The sequence below is a fragment of the Gemmatimonadaceae bacterium genome, from assembly GCA_020851035.1.
Taxonomy (GTDB): Bacteria; Gemmatimonadota; Gemmatimonadetes; order Gemmatimonadales; family Gemmatimonadaceae; genus JACMLX01.
Map to the genome: position 1 here is coordinate 305523 of JADZDM010000012.1, position 26862 is coordinate 332384.

Below are 26862 nucleotides of genomic sequence, written 5' to 3' on the forward strand. Positions count from 1 at the left end.
GCGCCGGGGCCCAAGTCATTGACGCAATGTGCCTTACGGGGCTAGCTTGCACGGCTTACCTCACAGAACTCCAGCCGGCGCAACCAACGCCACGAAGGGGGGAAGAAGCTTTTGGCAGAAGTCGTCATCCACGAAGACGAGAACTTCGAGCGCGCGCTCAAGCGGTTCAAGAAGAAGTGCGAGAAGGCCGGGATCCTGTCGGATCTCCGCAAGCATCGTCACTACGAGAAGCCGTCTGAGAAGCGCAAGCGCAAGATGAATGCGGCCACCCGCAAGAACCGTCGCACCCGGTCGTTCTGACCACCGTGCCGACTGAGACGCACACCCGACTGAACGGCGACCTGATGGTCGCCCGGAAGGCGCAGGACAAGCCGCTGTTGCTCCTCCTCAGCACGGTCATCGCCGAGGTGAAGGAACGCGTCCGCGTGATCGAGAACGAAGAGAAGCGCGACGTGCAGGATGCGGATGTCGTCGAAGTGCTGCGCAAGGGCATCAAGAAGCGCCGGGACTCGGTGGAGCAGTACACCGCCGCGAACCGTCCGGAGCTGGCACAGAAGGAGAGCGATGAAATCGTGATCCTCGAGCGCTATCTCCCCGCTGCGGTCGATCCCGCAGTGATCCGCAGTGCCGTCGTGGAAGTCATCGCCAGTGGCGTGACGGCCATGGGCCAGGTCATGGGCAAGGTGCTGCCGCGCTTCAAGGGGCAGGTCGAGGGCAGTGTCGTCAACGCGATCGTTCGCGAGGAACTGGCGAAGCTCGTCTAGCGTCAAAGCTTCTTCACGCAGGTTGCGCCGGCCCGCCAGCTCAGAGTCCAGAGCTCGCGGGCCGGTCTGCGTCGCCACCCAGGGGGCACGTGTGGCCCGGCCCGCCGGGGTCCTGCGGCCGCCGCCCCTGTCCCGCATCTTTCAGGCTGTGAATCCCCACGCCCTTTCCGTCCTCGAGTTCCCGCGGGTGCTCGATGTCATCGCCGATCGCGCGTCGTCATCGCTCGGCGCGGGTGCCGTGCGCGCGTTGCGCCCGAGCACCGATCGAGACTGGCTGGCGGAGGAACTGGCGCGTGTGCAGGCGATGCGCGCCCTGCTCGCGTCCGAGGGCGGATGGCAGCCGCACCCGATTCCGGATGTGAAGCAGGCGCTCGCCAGGCTGCGGCTGGAGGGCGCGACCCTCGATGGCACGCAGCTCACCGGCATCGCCACCCTGCTGCGGTCCAGCCGACTCACGCAGTCGGCGCTGCGCGATCCACGCCGGCCGGCGATGGCCACGGCGTACCTGCTGCCGTTCGCGTCACGCCTGATCGCCGCACAGCGGGACGAGGACGCGATCGACCGCGCCATCGATGGCGACGGCACCGTGCGGGACGATGCCTCACCTGCACTGCGCCGACTGCGCCGTGAGCTGATGGGCGCGCAGGGCGAGCTGGTGCGGCTGCTCGAACGCATCATGGCGCAGCTCGAGCCGAACCACCAGGTCACCGACATGTCGGTCACGGTGCGCAACGGACGATACGTGATCCCGGTGAAGTCACACGCCCGGGCGGCACTCGGCGGCATCGTGCACGACTCGTCCGGCACCGGCGCGACCGTGTTCATCGAGCCGCCGGCGGCGGTGGAATTCGGCAACCGCATCCGCGAGCTCGAGGCCGACGAGCAGCGGGAGGTGGAGCGGATCCTGCGCGAACTCAGTGACGGCGTGCGGCCGCTGCAGCCAGCGATGCTCGAGGCCTTCGCGGCGCTGGTGGAGCTGGACGTGCTCTACGCCCGCGCCAGGTACGCCAACGAGTTCGCCTGCGAACCGGCCGAGCTGGGGGAGCCGTCCGACGGCCTGCAGGTGCATGGCGGGCGGCACCCGCTGCTGCTCGCCAGGGATGCGCCGGTGGTGCCGTTCGACCTCGTCCTGCTGCCCGACGAACGCACGCTGCTCATCTCGGGCCCCAACACCGGTGGCAAGACGGTGCTGCTGAAGGCCCTGGGCCTGTTCTGTGCCATGCTCCAGAGTGGGATCCCCGCGCCGGTCGGAGCGGGGAGCCGGCTTCCGATCGTGGATGACTGCTTCGCGGACGTCGGTGACGAGCAGTCGCTGGAGGCCAACCTCTCGACCTTCAGTGCCCACCTGGTGCACCAGCGCGAGATCCTCCGTGGTGCCTCCGCACGGTCACTGGTGCTGATCGACGAGCTGGGCTCGGGCACCGATCCGCTCGAGGGCGCCGCGCTGGGCGGCGCGATCCTCGAGGCACTGACACAGCGCGGCACGCTCACTGTCGCCACCACCCACCTCGGCGCGCTCAAGGAACTCGCCACCGAGGTGTCCGGCGTCGTGAACGCGTCGCTGCAGTTCGACGCGATCCGGCTCGCGCCGACGTATCGCCTGCTGAAGGGCATACCGGGGCGCTCGTACGGCCTGAGCATCGCGCGGCGCCTGGACTTGCCCCCCGCGATCATCGACCGCGCCGAGCAGCGTGTGCCGCAGGTGGAGCGCGACGTGCATCGCCTCCTCGCGGACCTCGAGGCCCGCGACGACGTGCTGGCGCAGCGCGAGGTGCAGCTCGACCGGCTCGTCACCGACGCGGAGCTCCAGGCTGGCGCCCTGGCGGCGCGGGAGCGCACGCTCCGGGAGCAGGAGCGCGAACTCGAGCGCGAATCGCGGAAGGCGGCGCGTGCGCACCTGCTGGAGGCACGGCAGACGGTCGAGACGGTGATCGCCCAGCTGAAGGCGAAAGGGGCGACGGAGCTCGAGGAGGCCGCGAAGGCGGCACGGCGCGTGGTGGAACAGGAAGCGCAGGGGCAGGGGCGTGCGCTCGAGCGCCTGCTCGAGGAACAGCGTGCGAAAGAGGCGGAACGTGCGCGGGTGCGCCGCGGTGACCTCGCGCGGCTGCCCGAGGTGGGTGAACTGGTGGAGGCGAGTGCGTTCGGGAATCGCGTCGGGACGCTGCTCGAGGTGAAGAACGGGCTCGGCACCGTGGCGATCGGCGCGCTCAAGATGAGTTTTCCGGTGGCCACGCTGCTGCCCACCGGGAAGAAGCCGGAGCGCGCCGCGGTGAGCGTCGCGATCAGCAACCTCGACGAGGAGACCGGCCCGCCGATGGGCGCAGGCGAGGTGGACCTGCGGGGCATGCGCGTGAGCGAGGTCGACGACTTCGTGTCGCGGGCGATCGACACCGCGGTGCGGGCCGACCTGAAGGCGCTGCGCATCATCCACGGCAAGGGCACCGGGGCACTGCGCGAGCGTGTCACGACGATGCTGCGCCGGGAGTCGCGGGTGGCCTCGCACCGCATGGGGTTGTGGAACGAGGGCGGAGCCGGCGTGACGATCGCCGAGCTGCGCTGAGCCCCGGCCCGCGACGCCGATGATCCCACAGGAGACGATCGAGCGCATCCGCGATGCGGCCGACCTGGTCGCGATCATCGGCGAGTCGGTGAAGTTGCGGAAGGTGGGTGCCGACTTCCGCGGGCCCTGCCCGTTCCACGGCGGCAAGAACCCGAACTTCAGCGTCTCGACCCGCAACAACACCTATCACTGCTTCAAGTGCGGCGAAAGCGGTGACGTGTTCACCTACTTCCAGAAGCAGGGTGGCATGGACTGGCCGACGGCGGTGCGCGCGGCGGCTGACCGCGCCGGCATCGTGATCGTCGAGAAGCGCGGGTCGCGGGACGAGATGCGCGACGCGCGGGAGCCCGTGTGGTCGCTGCTGGGTGCGGCGGCGGCGCTGTTCACGGAGACGCTGTGGTCGCAGGACGGTGCCGCGGCGCAGGCGTACCTCGCCTCGCGCGGGCTGGACAAGGCAGCCTGTGAACGGTTCGAGCTCGGCTTCGCGCCGGCGGACGCCGACCTGCTGCGCACGAAGCTTGGCGCGCTGGGGTACAGCGAGCTGCAGCTCCTCGACGCGGGGCTGCTCGTGCGGCGCGACGAGGACGGCAAGGTGCGGGCGCGCTTCCGGAACCGGGTGATGTTCCCGATCCACGACGCCGCCGGCCACCCGGTGGGGTTCGGCGGCCGGCTGATGGGACCAGGTGAGCCGAAGTACCTCAACTCCTCCGACTCGCCGGTCTTCAGCAAGGGCCAGCTGCTGTACGGGCTGCACTGGGCGAAGAACTCGATGCGCAAGGAGGAGCAGGCGCTGGTGGTGGAAGGGTACATGGACGTGATCCGCTGCCACCTGGCCGGCGCAACGCATGCCGTGGCTGGCCTCGGCACCGCGCTGACGGAGGGACAGGCGCAGCTGCTGGCGCGCTACACCACGAACGTCTACCTCCTCTACGACAGCGACGAGGCTGGACAGAAGGCGACGTTCAAGGCGGGGATGGCGCTGCTGCAGCAGAAGGCGGCGGTGCGCGTCGTCACGCTCCCCGACGGTGACGACCCGGACACCTTCGTGCGGCAGCACGGGCGCCAGGGCCTGGACCGTGCGCTGCATGCCTCGGTGGACATCTTCGGGCGCCAGCTCCAGCTCATGGAGCAGCGCGGCTGGTTCAACGACATCGCGAAGTCGCGCATCGCGATCGACAAGGTGCTGCCGACGCTGCGGGCCACGGCGGACCACGTCACGCGCGCGATCTACGTCAAGGAGCTGGCCGCGAAGGCCGGCATCCCGGTGAGCGTGATCGAGGAGGAACTCGCCGCCGCGCCGAAGGCCCGTGCGTCGGCCGGGCCGGCTCCGGCGCGGCGTGCCACGCCGCGCGGTGAATCCTCGCCATCGCGCATGGCCGCGCCCGACCCCTTCGACCCGCACATCTACGAGGACCCGCCGCACACGCACGAGCCGGTCTACGAGACGCCGAAGGTCCAGCCGCCGCCGCTGGATGCGCCGCCGCGGGGAAAGTGGCAGAAGAAGCGTCAGGAGACGGGCTGGAAGATGGATCCGGCGCGGCCGCGCCCGGGCACAAACGGCCTCGCCGCCGGTCCGGAACTGAGCGTGGTGGCACTGCTGATCCAGGACCGGCGCTGGACGCGTGATGCCTCCGAGCAGGTCGATGCGGCCCTCTTCGAGGATGAGCGCCTCCGTGTGATCTACGAGGTGCTCCTGCGCCTGGGCAGCGACGAACCGCTCGACGCCGTGGAGCTGCAGCTCGGGAACGAGGCGCCGTACGCACGCGACGTGTTCCTCGACGTGGTGGCGCGCACGGCGGAACTCGCACCGTCGTCCGGCCCGCAGGTGCTGGCGGGTGCCGTGCGCCAGTTCCGGGTGCGTCAGCTGGAGCGCACGTTGCGCGAGCTCGACCAGGGCATCCGCGACGAGTCCGAGCCGGCCGCGCGGCGGGCACTGGAACTGGAGCGCGAGGCCCTCCGGATCGAGCGGCGCGGATTGCTCGCGGAGCGGTTCCGCAACTGATGCAGCGCTTCGCTGCGGTGCGCATCGTCTCGCATTGTTGCGCCTCCGTTTCATCCCTACCTTGAACGCATGACTGTCGCACCTGCGCGCACCCGCCCGACCTCGAGCTGGATCACGCCGCCGGCCGCCGATCCGGCGACGGTGGAGGCGCTCGTGCTGGCGCTGAACCTGCCACGCGAGATCTGCACCCTGCTTGCACACCGCGGGCATGCCAGCGCCGACGCCGCCAAGCAGTTCCTCCGCCCGCGCATGGACCAGGTGCGTGACCCGTACGAGCTGCGCGGCATGGACCGCGCCGTCGAGCGGCTGGTGGCCGCCATCCGCGCCGGCGAGACGATCCTGGTCCATGGCGACTACGACGTCGACGGCATGTGCAGCACCGCGCTGCTCACGCGAGTGCTGCGCCACCTCGGCGGCACGGTGGTGCCGTTCATCCCGCACCGCCTGACCGATGGCTACGACCTCACCGATGCCGGCGTGGACGCCGCCGTGGCGCACGGCGCACGGGTCGTGCTCACTGCGGATTGCGGCACCAGCGCCCTGCCGGCCGTCGCGCGGCTGTGCGGGCTGGGCATCGACGTGATCGTGAGCGACCACCACCTGCCCGGCGGCCCGCTGCCGGCGTGCGTGGCGATCCTCAACCCGAAGCAGCCGGAGTGCGCATCGGTGGACAAGGACGCCGCCGCCGTCGGCATCGCCTACAAGCTCGGCCTCGCACTCACGCGGGCGATGGGGCAGGGCGAGGAGTTCGTCGCCACGCTGCTGGACCTCGTCGCCCTCGCCACCGTGGCCGACCTGGCCCCGCTGCGCGGCGAGAACCGCGTGCTCGTGAAGTACGGCCTGAAGGTGATGGAGCAGTCACGCTGGCCGGGACTGCGCGCGCTCATCCGCGCCAGTGGGCTCGAGGGCAAGCCGCTCACGGCCGGCCGCATCGGCTTCATCCTGGCGCCCCGGCTGAACGCCGTCGGCCGCCTTGGCCATGCGCTCCGCGGCGTGGAGTTGCTGCTCACCGACGACCAGGGCGAGGCGAACGCCATCGCGCGCGACCTCGAGGAACTGAACCAGCACCGCCAGTCGCTGGACCGCCGCACCCTCGACGAGGCGATGCGGATGGTCGACGACGTGGACCTGGACGAGACCTACGGGTTGGTGATCGCGAAGCAGGGCTGGCACGCTGGCGTGATCGGCATCGTCGCCTCGCGGATCGTGGAGCAGGTCTCGCGGCCGGTGGTGATGGTCGCACTGGACGGCGACACGGGGAAGGGCAGCGGGCGCTCCATCGCCGCCTTCGACCTGCACGCGGGGCTCTCGGCCTGCCGCGAACACCTCGTGCGGTTCGGGGGACATCGCGCCGCCGCCGGAATCACGGTCCGCTCCGAGCTCGTCCCCGCGCTGCAGGACGCCTTCAACGCCGTGGCACGGGCGCAGCTCACCGCCGCCGACCTCGTGCCCACGCAGAGGATCGACCTCTGGCTCGATGACGCGCAGCTGACCGACGAGTTCGAGAAGTGGCTCCGCTATTTCGAGCCGTACGGCCTTGGCAACCCGACGCCGACGTTCGCGATGCGCGATGCGACGCTGGCCTCGCCGCCGCGACGCATCGGCAGCACGGACGGCATCCGCGCCGCGGTGCGCACCGGCGGGGGCGACGTGGCCGTGATCGGCTGGCGGCTCGGCGACCGGGCGAAGCTGCTCGATCCCGCCACACCGGTGCACCTGGCATTCCGGATCGAGCGTGACGAGTACCGCGGTGCGGACCGGCTGCAGCTGAACATCCTCGACGCGCAGCGCTGACCGGTGCGCATCATCGGTGGCACCTGGCGCGGACGTCAGATCGCGGTCCCGGCGGCGGGGGGCGTGCGCCCCACCGGCGACCGCGTCCGCGAGGCCTGGTTCAGCATCGTGCAGTACGATGTCCCCGGGGCGCGGGTGGTGGACCTCTGTGCCGGCTCGGGTGCGCTCGGGATCGAGGCCCTGAGCCGCGGCGCGACGCACGTCACGTTCGTGGATTCGTCACCGGCGTCGCTGGCCGCGATCCGGTCCAATCTCGAGGCGCTCCGGGCCGACCCGGTGGCGTATACCCTCCACCAGGGTGACGCCGTGGCGTTCGCGAGCGGGCTGGAGGCCCACGCCTTCGGCCTCGGATTCGCGGATCCGCCGTATGCCCTGCCGGTGGCTGCGGCGCTGTGCGACGCCTGGCGGCGCGTCCCCTTCGCCACGGTGTTCGGGGTGGAGCACGCGGCGTCGCAGGATCCCGGTGACGGCGGTGACCGCCGCCGGTATGGACAGACGGCCATTAGCTTCTTCCGCGGCTGAGCGAGTCGGCCTCCGCCCCACTTCCCAAGTCCAGCCCCCATCCCGATGAGCCGCATCGCGCTCTATGCCGGCAGCTTCGACCCCGTCACGCGCGGGCATCTCGACCTGATGCGGCGGAGCCTGCACTTCGTGGACACGCTGGTGGTGGCGGTCGCCACCAACCCGAAGAAGACCTCGCTGTTCAGCGCCGAGGAGCGGGTGCGGTTCATCGAGGAGGCCACCGACGACGAGCCGCGGATCCGCGTGGAGGGGTTCGACGGCCTGCTCGTCGACCTCGCGCACACGGTCGGGGCGTCGCTGCTGATCCGCGGGCTGCGGGCCGTGAGTGACTTCGAGTACGAGTTCCAGATGGCGCTGATGAACCGCCACCTCGCGGCCGACCTCGAGTCGGTGTTCATGGTGCCATCGCTCGACACGACGTACATCTCGAGCTCGATGGTGCGCGAGGTCGCCCGCTTCGGTGGCGACGTCAGCGACCTGACGCACCCGACGGTCGTCGCCGCCCTGCACACGAAGTTCCGCTACGCGCAGCGGTGAGCGGGTTTCTCGCCACCTTGCACCGCCGGGCGGCCGCGGTCTGCCCGCGCATCGTCTTCGCGGAAGGGACCGACCCACGCACGCTGGCGGCGATCGCCGAGGTCACGTCCAGCGGCATCGCGCGCGCGCTGGTGGTGGTGCCGGACCTGACCTGCGCGCCGTCGGTGCGGGCGGTCGGTGGCACCCCGCTCATCCCCGACGAGCATCCGCGCCTCGCCGACGTCGGGGAGTGCCTCGCGGCCTGGGCACGCTCGCGCGCGCTGAGTGAGGTGGAGGCGCGTGCACAGGCCCGCAATCCGCTCGCCTTCGCCAATGCCCTCGTGGCGCTGGGCGAGGCGGAGGCGTGCGTGGCGGGCGCCGTGAACACCACCGCCGACGTGCTCCGCTGGGCGCTGCGCCTGATCGGGGCCGAGGGCAGCAGTCGGAGCGTCTCGGGGGCGTTCTATCTCGTCGATCCCGGCACCGGGCCGACGTGGCCGAGTGAGGTGCTGACGTTCAGCGACTGCGGCGTCATTCCCGAGCCGACGGTCGAGCAGCTCTCCGACATCGCCATCGCTGCGGCGACGGATCGCGTGCGGATCGTGGGCGACGAGCCGCGGATCGCGTTCCTCAGCTTCAGCACGCGGGGCAGTGCGGTCGCGGCCACGATCCTTCGCGTGCGCCAGGCGGTGGCGCTCACGCGTGCCCGGCGCCCCGATCTGTGGATCGACGGCGAACTGCAGGCCGACGCCGCGCTCGATCCTGTCGTGGCACACCGCAAGGCACCCGGGAGCGCCATCGCCGGCAATGCGAACGTCCTCATCTTCCCGTCGCTCGATGCCGGCAACATCGCGTACAAGCTCGTGCATCGGCTGAGCGGCGCCACGGCGATCGGGCCGGTGGTGCAAGGGCTGCGACGGCCTTCGCTCGACCTCTCGCGCGGCTGCAGCCCGGCCGAGATCGTGCACGCCGCCGCCATTGCCGCACTGCAGAGCGTGCGATGAGCGGTGACAACCGTGAGGGCCGGCTGCCTCCGATCCGGAAGCGGCTGGGCCAGCATTTCCTCACCGACACGCGCACGCTGGATCGTATCGCCGACGTCCTCGAGATCACGGCGGACGACACGGTCATCGAGATCGGTCCGGGGCGGGGCGCACTCACTGACCGGCTGGCAGCCCGCGCCGGACGGCTGATCACGATCGAGATCGACAAGCTGCTGGTGCCCGTGCTCCGTGCGCGCTATGCCGACCGGCCGCACGTGCAGGTGATCGAGTCCGACGTGCTGCACCTGGCGCTTGGCGAGGTGGCCGGCGGCCGCTACCTGCTCGCGGGCAACGTCCCCTACTACATCACCACCCCGATCATCTTCCACGCCCTCACGCGGCCCCGGCCCGAGCGTGCGGTGTTCCTGGTGCAGCGTGAGGTGGCCGACCGTGCAGTCGCGGCGCCAGGATCGAAGGAGTACGGCGCGCTGTCGGTGAACCTGCAGGCACTCGCGACGGTCACGCCACGCGGCGTGGTGAAGCCCAGTGCGTTCAACCCGCCGCCGTCGGTGGACTCGGCGATCCTGCACATCGTCCCGCGCGCCGACCCGGTGATCGCGGAGGGAGAGGAAGCGGCATTCAGGAAGCTCGTGATCGCGAGCTTCGGGTTGCGCCGGAAGCAGCTGCGACGCGTCGTGCGGACAGTGCGCGGCCTCTCGGCGCCCGAGGCCGACGCCGCCCTGCTGGCGGCCGGCATCGATCCGGAAGCGCGACCCGAGACGCTGTCCGCGGCCCAGTTCGCGGCGCTCCTGCGCGCACTGCCCGCTGCCCTCACCGACGCGGGCTGACCACCACCGTCAGGGTGCGCCGGCTGCGGCGGCGCGGTGCACCATGGCGTACGTGAGGCCTTCGAGCTCGAGGGCCATGTTGACCGACTTCATCGTGATCGCAGCCGGCACGTGGATCGGCGAGGGCGCGAAGTTCATGATCGCGCGGATGCCCGCCTGCACCACCCGGTCCGCGACGGCCTGCGCGTGTTCGGCCGGCACCGTCAGCACCGCGATGTCCGGCTGCTCGCGGGCGGCATCGTGCTCGAGCTGCGCCATGCTCCGCACCCCGACGCCATCGATCATGCGGCCGACGATGAGCGGGTTGTTGTCGTAGATGCCGAGCACACGGAAGCCGCGCTGCGAGAAGCCGCGGTAGCTGACGAGGGCCGAGCCGATCTTTCCTGCGCCGAGGATGTAGACCTTCCATTCCCGTTCGAGGCCGAGGATCTCGCGCAGCCTGATGACGAGCTCGCTGACGTCGTAGCCACGACCGCGCTTGCCGAATGACCCGAAGAAGCTGAGGTCCTTCCGGACCTGGGCCGAGGTGGTGCCACCGTCCTCCGCGAGCGCATCACTCGAGATCGTCTGCTGGCCGCGCGCGGCGGTCTGCTCCAGGACGCGCAGGTACAACGAGAGTCGCCGGACGGTCGACTCGGCGATGTGCCTGTCGGGGGCAGCGGCGGTGGCGGCGGGTCTCGGCATGGTCTTTGTGAAGAATTTCACAAGAAAGGGGCCGGAAGGCCAGTCCGTATCTGTCGAGTCCGCCAAATGCCGGCCAGTCGGAGGGTGACCCACCGGGGGCTCTTCGGGCTAACTTGTCCGGATGCACGTCACAGATCCGTCATCCGGCACACCCCGCACCCGCGTCGATGTTCAGCGCGGCCCCGCGGTGCGTGCCGTTTGCGGGCATGCAGCGACCAATGCCACCGCCACGCGTTCCCCCGTACGCTCCGACCGGCTCGCTGATGGACTCTGAGTCGCTGCTGACGTCGCTCGGCGCACGCCTCAAGCCCGCGGAGTCGAGCCTGACAGACGCGGCGGTGGCCCTGGTGGCCCGCGGACCGATCGGGTCGCCGGAACTCGTGGCGCAGGTCTGCCAGGCCATCGGGGTGCGCCGCGCGCTGGCCGAGAGCCTGGCGCGTGCCATCCTCGGTGCGCGACCGGATGTGCGGCAGGCCCCCGATGGACGCTGGCACCTGGTGGAACTGCCCCAGCTGTCGGCCCCCCGCGGCATCGCCGCGCCGGCTGTCGGGACGCCACCGCCGAGATCAGCGGGGGGCCGGTATTCAGCCACGCACGACTCTCCAACGCTGCTGCGCGAGGGGGCCGCGGCGCTGCCGATCTCCGCGCTGCGCTTCGCCGTGGTGGACGTCGAGACCACCGGCGGGCGCCCTGGCCACGGTGACCGCATCACCGAGATCGCGATCGTGCGCGTCCACGCGGGCGAGATCGTGGATGTCTTCGAGACGCTGGTGAATCCGCAGTGCGCCATTCCCCCGATGATCACGCAGATCACGCGGATCACGTCGGCCATGGTGCGCGACAAGCCGCTGTTCGAGAGCATTGCCCACGACGTGGCCGACCGCCTCGCGGGCCACATCTTCGTGGCACACAACGCGGCATTCGACTGGCGCTTCGTCTCACACGAGGTGTTCCGCGGCACGGGGCAGGCGCTCGATGGCACCACGCTCTGCACCGTGCGCCTCGCCCGGAAGATCCTGCCGCAGTTGCCGCGCCGGAACCTCGACTCGGTGGCCCGTCACTACGCCGTCGACATCCCCGCGGAGGCGCGGCACCGCGCTGCCGGCGACGCGATCGCGACCGCCAAGGTGCTCGTGGCCCTGCTGCGCGATGCGGCCGCGCGCGACATCACCACCTGGGGGGCGCTGGACGCCTTCCAGCGCACCGGCACCTCGCACGCGCGCCGGAAGAAGTCCGCCGCACCGCGGCCGGTGCGCGATGCCTCCGATGGCGCCTGACCTTTCCACACCGCGTGCCATGACCTTCCCGACACCACTGCTCCAGACGCGCATGCTCGGCGACATGCGCATTCATGCCATCCAGGCCGGCGGGCAGCGCCTCGACGGTGGCGCGATGTTCGGCGTGGTGCCGAAGGTGCTCTGGCAGCGGAAGATCGTTCCCGATGACCGGAACCGGATCCAGATGGGCATGCGCTGCCTGCTCGTGGAGCACCCCGATGGCCTCGTGCTGCTGGACACCGGGGCAGGCAACAAGGAGGACCAGAAGTTCATCGACATCTACGGCATGGAGCTGCAGGCCGACGTCCCGGAACAGCGCGCGGACGAGACGGCGCTCGAGGCAGGCATCCGGGCGGCGGGCTTCACGCCCGATGACGTGACGCTCGTGATCAACACGCACCTGCACTTCGACCATGCCGGCGGCAACACGCGCCGCGAGGCCGACGGCAGCGTGGTGCCGACGTTCCGCAACGCCACGTACGTCGTGCAGCACGGCGAGTACGAGTGGGCCACGCACACCAACGAGCGGACCGCCGCCAGCTACTTCCCGCCGAACTTCGAGCCGGTGAAGGCGGCGGGCCGGCTGCAGCTCATCGACGGTGACGTCGAGATCGTGCGCGGCATCCGCGCTCTCAAGACACCGGGCCACGTGCCCCACCACCAGAGCCTGGTGCTCGAGAGCAACGGCTGCCGCGCGTGCTTTCTCGGTGACGTGATCCCGACCGCGAACCACGTCCCGCTGGCCTGGATCATGGGCTACGACGTCGAGCCGCTTCGCACGCTGGAGAGCAAGCGCGCGCTGCTGCGAGACGCCGCGGCCGAGGACTGGCTGCTGGTGTTCGAGCACGATGCCACCAGTGCCTGGGGCACCGTGGCACCGGACACGAAGGGATATACCTACCGCGAGGGCTGACGCGGCGGCGTGCTCAGCGCGCGCCGCGTGTGCGCAGGCGTGCGAGCACCGTCGGGAAGTGCGCCATCTGCCGGCGCTGGTCGGTGGTGGGTGGCCCCCCGCCGCGCAGCACGGCGCCGTAGAGCGATCCCACGCGGTCCTGCAGTTCACGGGCCGTCTTCGCCAGCTCGGCATCACCCGCCCTCGTCTCACCGACGAAGCGGGCCACGTCGGCGTACAGCGCCGCCACGGTGTCGATCGCGGCGTTCCACTGCGCGCGCTGTGCGACGGTGAGGGTGACGCGCGGGTCGTCGGAGACCACCAGCGGGCGGTCCTGCACGCCGGTCCCGATCTGGAGCCGTACCGTGTAGCGTCCCGGTGCCACCCACCGTCCCGGCGGGGCACCCCGGGGCGCCTCATCGTCGTCGTCGCCGCTCGCGGCGGCCCCGGGCAGCGAGGGCAGGCGCAGGTTCCACGTGACGCGGTTCACGCCAGTCGCACGGGTCGGTGTCACCGTGGCCACCACGACCCCACGGACATCCCGGATCGTGATCGAGACCGAGTCGCTGCCGGCACCGTCGCGCAGCCAGTAGTCGATGATTGCGCCAGTGGGCGGATTCTCGCCGCGGAAGAGCATGTCCCCGGTGTGCGCCTTCGTGTTGGTGAGGCGCCGCGTCACCGCCGGCTGGATCGTGAAGAGGTGTGCCGGTGCGGCTGCCACCGACGGCACCAGTTCCTGCAGTGCGTTGACGTGGTCGAGGATCCAGATGCCGCGTGCGTGCGTCGCCACCACCAGGTCGTTCTCGCGCGGCTGCACCACGAAGTCGTTGATCGGCATGCGGGGCAGGCCCCGCAGTTCCTGCCACGAGGCGCCGGCATCGCGTGAGATGAACAGCCCCTGCTCGGTGCCGGCGTACAGCAGCCGCGGGTTCCGTGGATCCTCACGCACCACGTGGATCACGAGGTTCCGCGGCAGGCTGGCGCCGACGTCGGTCCACGTGGCGCCGAAGTCGGTGGTGCGGAAGAGGTAGTTCGCGAAATCGTCGGCCTGGTGCCCATCGAAGGCGACGTAGGCCGCACCCGGCGCCGTGCGTGACGCCTCCACGTGTGCCACCCACGTGCCGGCCGGCACCCCGGGGATGTTGCTGCGCACGTTCTTCCACGTGCGCCCGCCATCCTGCGACACCTGCACGTTCCCGTCGTCCGTGCCGGCCCACACCACGCCGGCGCGCAACGGCGACTCGCTCAGCCCGGTCGTGCTCGGGAAGTACGACACGCCGTCGTCGAGCGAGAGGGTCGTGTCGCGTGGGAGCTGTCCCATGATGGCCAGCGACCGCCGATCGACACCCGTCGTGAGGTCGCCGAGCGACGTCCAGGTGGCGCCCCGGTTCGTCGACTTCCACACTTCGCGCATGCCGGCGTACAGTGTGTTGCGGTCATGCGGCGAGATGATCAACGGTGAGTTCCATCCGGCGGGCATGATCTTGCTGCCCACCCGTGGTTCCGGCGCGCCCCAGTTCCCGAGCTTCGGCCCTTCACCCTCCCTCCCGACCGGCCGGATCTGGACACTTTCCAGCGTGCGCAGGTTCACGCGCGTGAGGCCGAGGTACTGCGAGCTGGAATAGACCGTCGTGTTGTCGGTCGTGTCGATGACGTTGTTGAAGCCGTCACCACCACCCACGCGAGTCCAGTCTTCGTTGAGCGGCCCCGGCGTGTTGTACGTGGCCGACGGGCCGCACCAGCTGCCGTTGTCCTGCAGGCCGGTGCAGACGAAGTAGGGCGAGGTCGTGCTCACGCTCACGTGGTACGGCTGCGAGACCGGGAGCGAGGTGACGTAGAGCCACTTCACACCGCGATCGTACGAGATGCCCACGCCGCCGTCATCGGCCTTGATCAGGTGGCGTGAGTCGCGCGGGTCGATCCAGACCATCCGGTCATCACCGTGCAGCGTCTGGCGCGGCGAGCGCCACGTCTTGCCGCTGTCGTCGCTCACGGACCACTGCATCGCGTAGAGGCGGCTCTGGTCGGACGGGTCGATGCGGAGCTGGCTCGAGTAGGCGGGCCGCGGGTTCCAGTCGCTCATGAAGCGCCACGTCTCGCCGCGGTCCTCCGACCGGTACACGCCGCCCAGCCGCTTGTCGTACGACACGCTCGACGTGTAGCGCAGCCCCTTCTCCACGCTCACGTACACGACCCGCGGATCGCGGCGGTAGATCGAGATCGAGATGCGGCCGACGGTGCCGTCGGGGAGCCCGTTGGTGAGCGGCGTCCAGGTGGCACCACCATCGGTGGACTTGTGCAGCCCGCTGCCCGGCCCGCCGCCGACGAACCCGAACGGTGTGCGCCGGTGCTGGTACAGCGCGGCGTACACGATGCGCGGATCCGCGGGGTCGACGGCGACGTCCACCACGCCGGTGTTCTCGTCGCGGGTCAGGATCGGCGTCCAGGTGCGGCCGCCATCGGTCGTCTTGAACAGGCCGCGTTCCGGGTTCGGGCCCCAGAGGTGACCGGGCGACGCGACGTAGACGATGTCCGAGTTCGTCGGGTCCACCACGATGCGGGCGATGCGGGCGGTGTTGCGCAGTCCCGTGTTCACCCAGGTGACCCCGCCATCGGTGGACTTGTAGACACCGTCACCCCAGCCGGAACTCTGCCGGTTGGTGGCCTCGCCGGTGCCGACCCAGATGATCCGTGGATCACGCTGGTCCACCGTCACCGTGCCGATCGAGTTCACCGACTGGTTCTCGAACACCACCTTCCAGGTGATGCCATTGTCGGTCGTCTTCCAGAGTCCGCCGGTGGCGGCGGCCGCATAGAACTCGTACGGGTTCGACTCGTTGACGGCGATCTCCGTGATCCGGCCGCTCATCGTGGCGGGGCCGATCGAGCGGAATCGCAGGCGGGCGAGGGGATCGGGCGTCCCGGCGGCCGGGCCCTGCGCGTGCAGGGGCGCCGTGAGGCACAGGAGCGCGATGGCACAGTGGCGTCGCATGGTCATGGCAGCGGGTGGGGAGCGGTGCGGGCGTCGTGGGCGCACACCCACGCACTCAAGCACGCGCGGGATCGTCGTCCTGTCCAGCGATGGTCTACGGGGCACCCGCGGCACTCGCTGGGAGGCGCGCCGGTCGCTACGCTGTGCGCATGCCGTCACCCACGCCCCCTGCGCGCCACGTCCCCGAGGCCGGCTACGCGCGCCAGCTCGGCCTGTTCTCCGCCACGATGATGGTGGTCGGCGGCATCATCGGGGCGGGGATCTTCCTCAACCCGGCCATCGTGGCCCAGCGGGTGGGCACCGGTCCGGCGATCATCGCGACCTGGGGGCTCGGTGCGCTGATCGCGATCGTGGGGGCCTTCGTGTTCGCGGAGCTCGGCGCGCGCGCCCCGAAGGCCGGTGGCGGCTACGTCTACCTGCGCGATGCGTTCGGGGCGTTCCCCGCCTTCCTCTATGGCTGGGCGCTGTTCCTGATGATCTCGACCGGCGCCATCGCTGCCGTGGCGATGACCTTCGCGAACTACGCCGCGGCCACCTTCGGCCTCACGCCGGCATGGACGACGCCCCTCGCCGTCGGCGCGATCGTCCTGCTCACGCTCGTGAACGTCGCCGGTGTGCGGCCCGGGGCGATCACGCAGAACGTGGCGACGATGCTGAAGCTGGGTGCGATCGCGTTCCTGGTGGTCGCGGCCTTCATCGCACCAGATGCCGGCGACACTGCGCCGACGATCCTCGCCTCCGCCGCCCCCGCCGTGCCGGCGGGTGTCACGGCCTGGGTCCTGGCTGTCGGTGCCGCGCTCGTCCCCGTGCTGTTCGCCTTCGGGGGCTGGCAGCAGACGAACTTCATCGCCGAGGAGCTGCGCGACCCGCAGCGGGACCTGCCGCGTGCGCTGGTGCTCGGCGTGCTGATCGTGGTGGCCGCGTACCTGCTGGTGAACATCGCCTACCTGCGTGCACTCGGCGTCGGCGGGCTGGCGACCAGCACGGCACCGGCCGCTGACACCGTCGGCGTGCTGCTGGGTGAGCGCGGCCGCGCACTGATCGGCGCCGGCATCATGGTGTCGACCTTCGGCTTCCTCAACCTCGTGATCCTGGTCACCCCGCGTGTCTACCAGGCGATGGCGGCCGATGGCGTCTTCTTCGCGCGGATGGCGCGTGTGCACCCGCGCACGCGCACACCGGTGGCCGCGCTCACCGGACAGGCCGTGTGGGCCGTGGTGCTGCTGTTCTCCGGCAGCTACGGCCAGCTGCTCGACTACGTCGTGTTCGCGGACTGGGTGTTCTTCGGCGCGACCGCCGCGACGCTGTTCGTCTACCGGGCGCGCGAACGGCGCGGCGAGGTGCCGCACACCACGGTGCGCGCCGTGGGCCATCCGGTGTCCACCACGCTCTTCCTCGCGGCCGCTGCCTACGTCATCGTCGGGTCGGTGCTCTCGAATCCGGTGAACGCGGCGAAGGGCACGGCACTGCTGGCGCTCGGATGGCCGGCGTTCGCCTGGTGGCGGCGGGGCGCGGCGGTCGGCACCTGACCGTCAGGACGTGACCTTCAGGTACTGACCCGGCACGGACGGGTCGGGCACGAACCACGCCGGGCTCCCATCCCGGTCGCGCCCAAGCCGGGCGTTCGGCACCGGCGGTGCACTCGCATCCAGCACCGGCGCTGCGGCGGGCGCCATGCCGGGCAGGAAGCCCGACGCGATCATCTCGAGCAGTGCCTCACGGAAGGCGGTCACGATCCGGCCGACGTCGGACTCCGAGTGCGCGGTGGTGAGGAAGCACGGGAAGTTGTCCAGGATGTGGATCCCGCGGGTGCGCATCATCGCCCACAGCAGGTCCTGGAGCGGATGCTCGGCCGTGAAGGCCACCCGCCACAGCGACGCGAAGTAACGAATCTCGACCGGTGCGCCGGTGCTGCGTGCGAAGGCATTCATCTCCTCCGCCATCGCCGTGGTGCGGCGCGTGAGCGTCGCCTGGAGCAGCGGGCCCTGCTCCCGCATGTGCAGCAGCGCCGCCTTGCACGCCGCCAGCGCCAGCGGGTGACGCACGAACGTCCCGGCGAAGTACGTCACGCCGACGGATGGAATCGAGTCGTCGTCGTACTGCCAGCCGCCGCCGTCCAGCGCATCCATGAACCGCCTGCGCCCGGCGATGACGCCGACCGGATAGCCGCCGCCGATGACCTTGCCGTAGGTCGCGACGTCGGCCGTGATCCCGAACAGTCCCTGTGCCCCTCGCGGGTGTGACCGGAAGCCGGTGATCACCTCGTCGAAGATCAGGACAGTCCCCTGGTCCTCGGTGATTCGCCGCAGGGCCTGCAGGAACTCCACCGGCTGGAACTCCGGGCGTCGGCTCTGCACCGGCTCTACCAGCACGGCGGCCAGCTCGTGGCCGCGCGAGCGGATCACCTCCAGTGCCTCCGGCGTGCCGTAGTCCAGCACGATGACGTTCTCGACGGCTGCCTGCAGCACACCTGGGGCGGCGGGCACGGCGCGCTTCGCCCGCGTGCCCCGCACCAGTGCCTCGTCGAAGATGCCGTGATAGGACCCCGAGAACACCACGATCAGGTCGCGTGCCGTCACGGTGCGCGCGATCCGGATCGCCCCCATCACCGCCTCCGACCCCGTATTGCAAAGCGCGGCCCGGTCGAAGCCCGTCAGCTCACACACCAACTCCGCGACCTCGCCAGCCAGCGGGTGCTGCGGGCCGATCTCGTGACCGAGGTCGATCTGGCGCTTCACGGCCTCGTTCACGAAGTCCGGCTGCCAGCCGAAGAGGCTCATCCCGAATCCGTTGAGCGCGTCCACGTACTCGTTGCCGTCCACGTCCCAGAGGTGCGAGCCCTTCGACCGCTCGACCACGATCTGGTAGCAGACCTCCTTCGTCCGCGGCCGGAAGCCATTCACGACACGCGGATCGGCCAGGTGCGGGCGATGCCGTTCCGTGTAGGCCTTCGACCGCGTCGTGCGGGCGGTGTAGCTGCGGATGAAGGCGTCGAGCCGTGCCTGCTGCCGCTCGGACAGCTCCGCGCCCGACTGCGTGTGGATGCGCGCGATGGCGCCGAAGGCCTTCGTCACGTCGTAGCGGGAGTGCCGCAGCGTCGCGGCCTCATCCTCCGTCGGAACCGTGACGGCAGACACCGGCAACACGGGCGCCGCCGCCGGAGTGGCCGCCGTCGGAACGGGCGAGAGGGGCTCTGTCGCGGGAGCGGTCGGCGCGACACCCAGCAGCACGAGCTGCCGCGCCATGATCGCGAGCTGCTGCGCAATGACCTGCTGCGCGAAGCTCGACGGCGCGTCACCCGCCACTGCCCGGTGCGGTGCCGGCACGTCGGGCGCCGCTGCGCCGGGATCGGCGGCCAGCGGTACGCCGGCAGCAACTGGCTCGAACGCACCTTCCGCGGTGGCAGCCATCGCCGGAACGTCGTCGGGAGGAAGGACGTCGTCGAGGTGCGTTGCGACGGCGCCGAGCGACCGGTACTGCTCCATGAGCTGCCGGAACGTGACCGGCACACCGAAGGTCTTCCGGAGCTGGATCGCCGCCTGCGTCAGGATCAGTGAATCGAGGCCCAGCTCGACGAACGACACACCCGGATCCGCCTCGGTCAGGTCGATGCCTCCCACCTGTTCCAGAACCGCGCGCAGGCGGCGCACGAGCACGGCATGCCGCGCGGTGTGAGCCGGTTCACCCGCGTGGGTGTCTGCCGCGCGTGACTCCGCGCCATCGCGGGGCAGGCCCGACGCCGGAACCGCCTCACCCGACGATGCCGCTGCGCCGTCAGTCGTCGGCGCTGTCCGGTCAGCGTCATCGGACGCGGGTACGTCCGCGGGCACGTACGCCGGCAGCAGCACGCCTCGGTCTGCGCCGCGCTCCGCAACGTCCACCCCGTTCAACCAGAGCTGCCCGATCGCCAACGCGAACGCCTCGCGCTCGCTGGTCGGCCCATCGGCGAGCGTCGGGACCACCGGCGGTGTCCGCTCACCTGGCCACGCGCTGCGCTGCTGCTGCACGAGCATGGACAGCGAATGGCGCGGCCCGACCTCCAGGAACACGACCGGCTCACCGCCGAGCAGTGTCTGCACGCCGGCGGCGAACCGGACGGGCTCCCGGAGGTGGCTCGCCCAGTATGCGGGTGCCGTCGCCTCGGCGGCCGTCAGCCAGGTGCCCGTCTTCGTCGACACGATCGGGATCGCCGGCGGGGAGAGTGGCACCGCGCGCACGGCGGCCTCGAACTCCGCCAGGATCGGGTCGACCATCGCGGAGTGAAATGCGTGCGAGACCTGCAGCACACGGCAGAGCACGCCCTCGCCTTCGAGGCGGGCCGAGAACACCGCGATGTCGTCCGTGGGTCCGGAGACCACGCACGCGGTCGGGCCGTTCTCCGCAGCCAGCGACAGCGTGGACGGCAGCCGGTCGCGGAGCGACGCGGCCGCGAGGCGCACCGAGAGCATGCTGCCACCCGGAAGGGCGTTGATCATCGCGCCGCGGCGGGCGACGAGCCGTGCGCCTGCGGCCAGTGGCATCACGCCCCCCAGCACCGCCGCGACGAACTCGCCCACGGAATGGCCGATCATCGCACGCGGTTCCACGCCGCGTGAGCGCCAGAGCACGGCCAGCGCATACTCGAGGCAGAAGATCGCAGGCTGCGTCACGGCGGTGGCAATCAGCGACTCGCTGTTGCCCGAGAACATCCGGTCACGCAGGTCGAACGGGACCTGCTCACGCAGCGCCGTGAACACCTCGTCGCAGGCCGCGCGGAAGACCGGCTCGGCGAGGTACAGGTCTGCCCCCATGCCGGCGTACTGTGCCCCCTGGCCCGGAAACATGAACACGAGTCCCGGTCGCGCGAGCGGCTGCCGGCGACGGGCACGCAGCGCGTGGTCCGGACTCTCGAGCACGGCCGCTGCTCCCGCGGCATCGTACGCCACCGCACACATCCGGAACGGCACCGCGAGGTCGTCGGCCACCGTGGCGAGCGTGAAGGCGACGTCGGCCAGCCGCACACCGCCATCCGCGCGCAGCTGCGTCGCGAGTTGGTGCGCACGCGCGTCCAGGGCGGCAACGGACGCCGCCGACAGGCGCAGGATCGAGGGCCCCGTCATGGTGCCGCCACCCGCGCCTGCGAGGCACACGGAGTGCCGCACCTGTCACTCATGCGTGGCATCCGGCACCCCGAGCATCGCAAGCTGTTGCTGCATCATCGTCAACTGGCACTGTATCGCACGTTCGATGTCCGTGACGGCGAGGCTCCACTGCGGCAGGCGCGGTGGCGCAGTCGGTTCGGACGGCACCGGCGGCGGCGCCACCACGTGCGGGCGCGGCACGTCGCGCGCCACCGTGACGCCAGTGTCGGCCGGCCCGAGCCAGCAACGCACCCGCTCGAATGGCGTGGTGGGCAGCAGTACGCGGCGGTGCTGCATCAGGTGCGGCGCATCGGCATCGATGCCCGCCAGCCAGAGCCGGCCGACGGCCAGCGCCAGGGCCTCGGTGGCCGGCATGCCGCCGTCACCGAGACTGCTCACGCCGATGAACGCCGGACCGTCGGCGGGGAGGTGCTCGTGCACCATCGACGACAGCGTGGAGCCGGGCCCGACCTCGAGGAAGAGCGTGTCCGATTCGGCCTGCGCCGCCACCACGGCTGTGCCCACGTTGCGGGCCGTCTCGCGGAGATGCAGCACCCAGTAGGCTGGATCCGTCGCCTCGGCGTCGGTCAGCCATGCGCCGGTGAGCGTCGATGAGATCTTGATGCGGGGCGCGGCGAGCGGCACGGCGCGCAGCGCGGACTCGAGCCGTGCCTGCATGGCGGCCACTTCGCTGGTGGACACCTTGCCGGCCAGCGTGGCGGCATCCGCGTCCAGCAGGCGCCCGCGGGCCGCCGCGATGCGTGCCCCCTCCTCGAGTGGCATCACGCCGGCGATGACTGCTGCCGCCAGCTCACCCACGGAGTGCCCGAGCAGCGCGTCGAAGACCAGCCCGCGCGACTGCCACAGTGCGGCCACGGCCACGTCGAGTGCGAACACGGCCAGCGCCTGGCCGGCCGCCGTGCGCACGCGCGTGCGGCGGCCATTCAGGATCCCGTTGAACTCGGGCACATCGGGGACGGTCGCCAGGATGGTGTCGAACACGTCCCGCACCGCCGGCTCGGCGTAGTAGAGCGCGGTGCTCGCGAGGTCCACATGCGGGCTCCCGCCTGGCAGGCAGGCGATGATCCGCGGCCGCGTCACCGGGCGCGTGCCCTCCGCGCGCGAGGGATGCACGGCGCGCGACAGTGCGACGGCGGCCTCGGCACCGGTGGTCGCGACGACACAGAGTCGGTGCGCGAAGGCGGTCCGGCCGCTGCGCAGCGTGGCGGCCACGTCGGAAAGGTCCAGCGACGGATGCGTCACCAGGTGTGCGGCAAGCTGGCGCGCCGACTCTGCCAGCGCCGATGGACTCCGCCCCGAGACCCGCAGGAGCTGCGGTGCGGTGCTGGGCTCGGGCATCTCCACCCGTGGTGCCTCCTCCATGATGACGTGTGCATTGGTGCCACCGACGCCGAACGAGCTGACGCCGGCGCGGCGTGGCCGCTCCGTGCGGGGCCAGCGCGACGGTGTTGCATTCACCACGAACGGTGACCCCGCGAAGTCGATCTGCGGATTCGGCTCGTGGAAGTGCAGCGTGGCCGGCAGCAGTTCATGCGAGAGCGAGAGCGCCGTCTTGATCGCGCCCACCGCACCGGCGGCGGTGACCATGTGCCCGATGTTGCTCTTCACCGACCCGATGCGGCAGAAGCCCGTGTCGCTGGTGCCGTGCGCGCCGCGCCGGAACGCGCGCGTCAGCCCCTCGATCTCCACCGGATCGCCGAGCGGCGTCGCCGTGCCGTGGGCCTCGACATACGAGATCGACCGTGCATCGGTGCCGGCGTCGGCGAGGGCCGCGGCGATCACCGACGCCTGGCCCTCGATGCTCGGCGCCGTGAAGCTCGCCTTCCGTCCGCCATCGTTGTTGACCGCGGCGCCGCTGATGACGGCATGCACCTGGTCACCGTCGGCGATCGCCGCCGAGAGCCGCTTCAGCAGCACCAGCGCGCCGCCGTCACCGAACACCGTCCCGGTGGCCGCGGCATCGAAGGGACGCGTGGTGCCGTCCTGCGAGAGCATCGCGCCCTCGACGTACAGGTGCCCGCTCCGCGGCGGGCAGGTGATCGCGGCGCCGCCCGCAAGCGCCATCGTGCAGTGTCCGGCGCGCAGGCTGTCCACTGCCTGCACGATCGCCACCAGGCCGGTGGAGCAGGCCGTGTGCACGCTGACCGCGGGGCCGCACAGGTCGAGCCGATGGGCAATGCGCGACGCGACGTAGTCCTTGTCCGTCGCCACCGTCGCAGTGAACTCGCCGACGCGCGCCACCAGCCCGGCATCCGCGAACACATGGCGGCGCGCGTAGTCGCCGCTGTAGACGCCCGCGAAGACGCCCACGCGCTGGCCTTCGTCCATCGTCCGGTCCGGCGCATAGCCTGCCCGTTCCAGGCATTCCCAGGCCAGCTCCAGCAGCAGCCGTTGCTGCGGATCGGTCATCTCCGCATCGCGCTGGGACATGCCGAAGAATCCGGGATCGAATCCCGCCGGGTCACGCAGGATGCTCCGCGCAGCCACGTAGGCGCTGTCGGATCGCAGCGAGGCCGGCACGCTCGCGTCCAGCTCCTCCGGCGTGAAGCGCGTGACGGAGTCCGTGCCGTCCACGAGGTTCTGCCAGAACGCCTCGACGGTGTCGGCACCGGGGAGCCGGAGCGCCATGCCGACCACCGCGATCGGCTCGTGGGGAGACACGCCCTCTCGGTCGTGCGACTGCACCGCGGGCGCGACCGGTGCCTCCCGCTCGGCCTCGAGGGCCCATGCCAGTGCGGACGCCGATGCGCTGGTGAACAGCGCTCCCGGCGTGACCCGCCGCGCCAGCGTGCGTTCCAGCGCCGCCACGGCCTGCACGGCGAGCAGCGAATCCCCACCCAGCTCGAAGAAGTTGTCGTGCCGGCCGACGCGATCGAGTTGCAGTCGTTCTGCGAAGACATCGCAGCAGGCGGTTTCCACGGCACCCACCGGCGCCTCGTAGGCCGTGGGGATCTCCGGCCGCGCGCGATCCGGGGCGGGAAGGGCACGATGATCTAGCTTGCCGTTGCTGTTCATCGGCAGCGCCGCCAGCGTCACGAACGCCGACGGCACCATGTACTCCGGCAGCGATGTCATGAGGTGCCGGCGCAGGGCCGCGTGCGTGGCGCCACCCGGCGATGGCACGACGTACGCCACCAGCCGTGGCTCGCGTCCCGGCGAGCGGTGCGCGATGACGGCGCAGGTGGCCACGCCGCCATGGCCGGCCAGCGTGGCCTCGATTTCACCGAGCTCGATGCGGAACCCGCGGATCTTCACCTGCTGGTCCATGCGGCCCAGGTACTCCACCTCACCTTCGGTCGTCCAGCGGGCAATGTCACCGGTGCGGTAGAGGCGCTGGGGACCGAGTGCCGCATGCCCGTCCCAGGTCACGAAGCGCTCGGCGGTCAGTGCGTCTCGCCGCAGGTATCCCCGCGCGAGACATGCGCCGCCGACATGCAGTTCTCCAGGCTCGCCGGGAGCCACGGGCCGCTGGAGCGCATCGAGGATGTAGAACCGCGTGTCGGGCAGCGGCACGCCGATCAGGCTGCCCCGGCGCGCGTCGACGTCCGCCTGGCGCAGGCGCTTGTGCGAGACGTAGACCGTCGCCTCGGTGGGCCCGTACATGTTCACCAGGTGCGGTGTCTCATCGCCGTAGACGGCCATCCACGCCCGCAGCGACTGGAGCTCGAGTGCCTCGCCGGCCAGCACGATCCGCCGCAGCGCCAGCGTGGCGGGCACGCGGCGCTCCGTCGCGACCACCGAGAGCTGCTTGAACGCCGACGGGGTCTGGCAGAGGATCGTGACCTGTTCCCGTTCCAGCAACGCCAGCAGCAGGTCCGGCGTGCGGGCCGTCTCCTGCGTCACCACCACCACGCGCGCCCCATGCAGCCACGCACCCCAGATCTCGAACACGGACACGTCGAACGCGTGCGAGTGGAACTGCGCGACGGCATCCGCAGGCCCGAGCGCGAACCACGGCGCCGTCGCCGCGAAGAGTCGGAGCACCGCACCGTGCGTGACCTCGCACCCCTTCGGAGTGCCGGTCGACCCCGACGTGAAGATGACGTACGCCAGCGACTCGGCGCCGGCCAGCGGCATCGGGTTGTTCGACGGGCGCGTCCCGATCACGTACGAATCGTGATCGAGCCGCACCTGCTCGGCGGCGTCCGGGTCGAGCAGCCCGGCGCTGGCGGTGCTCGTGACCACCAGCGGCGCCCGGGCATCGCGCAGGATGAAGGTCGTGCGCTCGCGTGGGTAGGTGAGGTCGAGCGGCAGGTACGCCGCTCCGGACTTCACGATGCCAAGCATGCCGACGAGCAGGTCCGTGCCGCGTTCGATGAACAGGCCGACGACCGTCTCGGCGACGACCCCCCGTGCGCGGAGGTGGTGCGCGAGCTGGTTCGCGCGGCGGTTGAGCGCGTCGTACGTCAGCGACCTCCCCTCGCACACCACCGCGATCGCATCCGGCGTGCGGGCGGCCTGCTGCTCGAAGTGCACCGCGAGCGAGATCCCACCCGCGAACACGGCGCCGGCGCCGCTCCACTGGTCGAGGATGCGCCGCAGCGCCTCGCCCTCCGCAGGAGTGCCGTTGATGTGGTCGTCGGGGGCTGCGCTGCGCTGCGTCGGGGGGGTGACCCCGTCGCGGTCGGCCTGGTCGATCATGCGGTGCGGTGCGGAGTGGGTGGTGGGCAAGCGCCATCACCGGGGCCTGGCGACGCCGGAGGCGGCGCGGGTCATCCCCGAGCGGTGGGCTCAGGTGCATGACGAGTCAGGCCCGCATCCGTCAGGCCACCACCGCCCTCCCGTGGAGCAGGGCACCGAGCGCCGTGCCGTACCCGCCGTTCTCCGGCACCGTCAGTTCCATGCCGTAGTACTGCTGGACCTGCGTGAGCACACGGCGGAAGCTGCGCATGTCGGTCATGTGGCCGATCACCACCACCCGGTCGGTCCGTTCGGCTCGGGCGGCGTTGATCGCGGTGATCGCGATGACCTGGCCCACCAGCGTCATGAGCGCCGCCGCCAGGTCGTCGGGGCTCACCTCGCCGTCCAGCTGGCGGGCGAGGCGCCCGAAGTTCACCGCGGTGGCATCCGGGGGCAGCGAGCCGATCGGTCCGCTGACCACGTCCCGGAGCGCCAGGTCGGCGCCGTTCGGGTCGCCGCGCAACGCCATCGCATCGATCACGGCCACGTCCGTGGTCCCGAGCAGCAGCCGGCCGAGGCCAAGCAGCGTCCCGCCGCCGACGCCCGTGCCGGTGATGTGGGCATAGCTCTCGCCCCGGGCCGAGACGACCGCCGTGCCCGAACCCGCACTCACCACCAGCAGTGGCGTGTCGGGGGCGTCGTCGGGGCCGAGCCCCAATGCCTGGCCGCCGCGCCCGATCGCGCTCACTTCCGGCACCGCCACCACGTCGCAGCCGCCAAGCCGCGCCGGCAACACCCGATGCCGTCCGCCGGTCACGGCGAGGCGGGGCAGGCCGGCCAGATCCACGCCTCCCACGGCGAGCACGTGCCGCACGCCATCATGATCTGGCGCGCCCATCGACGGCCGCGTCCAGAAATGGCGCGTCCCGTTGATCATGGCGACGGCGTCGGTGTTGCTGATCCCGAAATCGATGGCGGCGTGCATGCCGGTCCTGAAGCAGTGGTGGGGGAGAGAGCGTCGCGATGCCGGGCTCGCTGACCGGCATGATCACCCGCAGTGCAGGGGTTGCGCCAGAGGCATGCAGTCCGATGCCGGACGCACCACCGCCGACCTCGCCACGACGCCTCAGCAGGAGGAACACCGTGTCGCCCGCTACCGTACGCCAGGTGCACGGGTGCAATGGCGGACTTGCCCGTGCTCCCGGCTGCGTGCCGCCGCCATGCTCCGCATCGCGGCGTCGCACCGGCATTCCTCCCAATCCACGTC

General features: G+C 71.0%; 17 protein-coding genes. 12 read left to right on the top strand and 5 right to left on the bottom strand.

Annotated elements, in window-relative coordinates; translation table 11 throughout:
• Positions 1 to 111 precede the first annotated feature (111 nt).
• From IT355_10310 to rsmA, 9 genes are all read left to right on the top strand, one after another.
• Positions 112 to 300 (top strand): 30S ribosomal protein S21, encoded by a 189-nt coding sequence (locus tag IT355_10310; protein MCC7053651.1) that lies wholly within the window; start codon positions 112 to 114, stop codon positions 298 to 300.
• A gap of 5 nt (positions 301 to 305) precedes the next feature.
• The gene (locus tag IT355_10315; protein ID MCC7053652.1) at positions 306 to 764 is read left to right on the top strand and encodes a GatB/YqeY domain-containing protein; all 459 of its coding nucleotides are present in this window, start codon (positions 306 to 308) and stop codon (positions 762 to 764) included.
• A 148-nt stretch (positions 765 to 912) separates the two neighbouring features.
• Complete coding sequence (locus tag IT355_10320; protein MCC7053653.1) at positions 913 to 3324, top strand: endonuclease MutS2; 2412 nt, start codon at positions 913 to 915, stop codon at positions 3322 to 3324.
• Between the two features lie 19 nt (positions 3325 to 3343).
• Positions 3344 to 5326, top strand: a complete 1983-nt coding sequence (locus IT355_10325) for a DNA primase (protein ID MCC7053654.1) — start codon at positions 3344 to 3346, stop codon at positions 5324 to 5326.
• Between the two features lie 69 nt (positions 5327 to 5395).
• Complete coding sequence (gene recJ / locus IT355_10330; GenBank protein ID MCC7053655.1) at positions 5396 to 7120, top strand: single-stranded-DNA-specific exonuclease RecJ; 1725 nt, start codon at positions 5396 to 5398, stop codon at positions 7118 to 7120.
• 3 nt (positions 7121 to 7123) lie between these two features.
• Positions 7124 to 7642 (top strand): 16S rRNA (guanine(966)-N(2))-methyltransferase RsmD, encoded by a 519-nt coding sequence (gene rsmD, locus IT355_10335; protein ID MCC7053656.1) that lies wholly within the window; start codon positions 7124 to 7126, stop codon positions 7640 to 7642.
• A 45-nt stretch (positions 7643 to 7687) separates the two neighbouring features.
• The gene (coaD, locus tag IT355_10340) at positions 7688 to 8179 is read left to right on the top strand and encodes a pantetheine-phosphate adenylyltransferase (GenBank protein ID MCC7053657.1); all 492 of its coding nucleotides are present in this window, start codon (positions 7688 to 7690) and stop codon (positions 8177 to 8179) included.
• On the top strand, positions 8176 to 9162 hold the full coding sequence (locus IT355_10345; protein ID MCC7053658.1) for a hypothetical protein: 987 nt from the start codon (positions 8176 to 8178) through the stop codon (positions 9160 to 9162). The genes coaD and IT355_10345 overlap by 4 nt, the downstream gene beginning before the upstream one ends.
• Complete coding sequence (gene rsmA / locus IT355_10350) at positions 9159 to 9989, top strand: ribosomal RNA small subunit methyltransferase A (protein ID MCC7053659.1); 831 nt, start codon at positions 9159 to 9161, stop codon at positions 9987 to 9989. The genes IT355_10345 and rsmA overlap by 4 nt, the downstream gene beginning before the upstream one ends.
• A gap of 9 nt (positions 9990 to 9998) precedes the next feature.
• On the opposite strand, the gene IT355_10355 is transcribed toward rsmA, so the two are convergent.
• Positions 9999 to 10673 carry a redox-sensing transcriptional repressor Rex gene (locus IT355_10355; GenBank protein MCC7053660.1) on the bottom strand — a complete coding sequence of 225 codons (675 nt, stop codon included), beginning with the start codon at positions 10671 to 10673 and terminating at the stop codon, positions 9999 to 10001.
• A gap of 263 nt (positions 10674 to 10936) precedes the next feature.
• Here IT355_10355 and IT355_10360 point away from each other — a divergent pair, with 263 nt between their 5' ends.
• Complete coding sequence (locus tag IT355_10360; protein MCC7053661.1) at positions 10937 to 11950, top strand: 3'-5' exonuclease; 1014 nt, start codon at positions 10937 to 10939, stop codon at positions 11948 to 11950.
• 19 nt (positions 11951 to 11969) lie between these two features.
• Positions 11970 to 12863, top strand: coding sequence for an MBL fold metallo-hydrolase (locus IT355_10365; protein ID MCC7053662.1), 894 nt, complete (start codon positions 11970 to 11972; stop codon positions 12861 to 12863).
• A 13-nt stretch (positions 12864 to 12876) separates the two neighbouring features.
• Here the strand turns inward: IT355_10365 and IT355_10370 are convergent, their stop codons facing one another.
• Positions 12877 to 15840 (bottom strand): hypothetical protein, encoded by a 2964-nt coding sequence (locus IT355_10370; protein ID MCC7053663.1) that lies wholly within the window; start codon positions 15838 to 15840, stop codon positions 12877 to 12879.
• A 143-nt stretch (positions 15841 to 15983) separates the two neighbouring features.
• Between IT355_10370 and IT355_10375 the strand changes: the two genes are divergently transcribed.
• Positions 15984 to 17363 carry an amino acid permease gene (locus tag IT355_10375; GenBank protein MCC7053664.1) on the top strand — a complete coding sequence of 460 codons (1380 nt, stop codon included), beginning with the start codon at positions 15984 to 15986 and terminating at the stop codon, positions 17361 to 17363.
• 3 nt (positions 17364 to 17366) lie between these two features.
• Here the strand turns inward: IT355_10375 and IT355_10380 are convergent, their stop codons facing one another.
• The 3 genes from IT355_10380 to IT355_10390 all read right to left on the bottom strand — a co-directional run bounded on the left by IT355_10380 (position 17367) and on the right by IT355_10390 (position 26580).
• Positions 17367 to 20933, bottom strand: a complete 3567-nt coding sequence (locus IT355_10380; protein MCC7053665.1) for an aminotransferase class III-fold pyridoxal phosphate-dependent enzyme — start codon at positions 20931 to 20933, stop codon at positions 17367 to 17369.
• A 45-nt stretch (positions 20934 to 20978) separates the two neighbouring features.
• Positions 20979 to 25646: an amino acid adenylation domain-containing protein gene (locus IT355_10385; protein ID MCC7053666.1), complete on the bottom strand. Its 4668-nt coding sequence runs from the start codon at positions 25644 to 25646 to the stop codon at positions 20979 to 20981.
• A 91-nt stretch (positions 25647 to 25737) separates the two neighbouring features.
• Positions 25738 to 26580, bottom strand: a complete 843-nt coding sequence (locus tag IT355_10390) for a hypothetical protein (GenBank protein MCC7053667.1) — start codon at positions 26578 to 26580, stop codon at positions 25738 to 25740.
• Between the last annotated feature and the right edge of the window lie 282 nt (positions 26581 to 26862).